This is a genomic window from Aeromonas sp. PrichA-15 (genome assembly GCF_017939245.1).
Lineage (GTDB): Bacteria > Pseudomonadota > Gammaproteobacteria > Enterobacterales > Aeromonadaceae > Aeromonas > Aeromonas caviae.
The window spans coordinates 1-293 of sequence record NZ_JAGKRH010000357.1 but is presented as its reverse complement, the minus strand read 5'-3'; the positions used below and the strand labels follow the sequence as shown (position 1 = coordinate 293).

1 protein-coding gene is annotated in these 293 nt (G+C 59.4%); it reads left to right on the top strand.

Features of this window, described 5'->3' with window-relative positions; translation table 11 throughout:
- Positions 1-293 (top strand): transposase (locus tag J9889_RS23200; RefSeq protein ID WP_210558363.1); only part of this gene is annotated, 293 nt, incomplete at both ends.

Below are 293 nucleotides of genomic sequence, written 5' to 3'. Positions count from 1 at the left end.
CCCGATGCTGCGGTTGGTCACGCTCATGAATGTCCGCTCGCATGTCATTGCCAACGCGGCCATCAGCCCGTACCGCAAAGGGGAAATCCCCCTGGCCAGCGAGTTCATTCACTCATTGCCGGACAAGTCAGTGACCCTGCTGGATAGAGGCTTCTTCGGTGCCGACCTGTTGCTGCGTATTCAGGCCGAAGACACCGACCGTCACTGGCTCATCCCGGAACGCAAGGGGCTGGTATACACGGAACTTGAGCGCTATGGCGACGGTGACCGTCTGTTGCAAATGACGGTCTCGC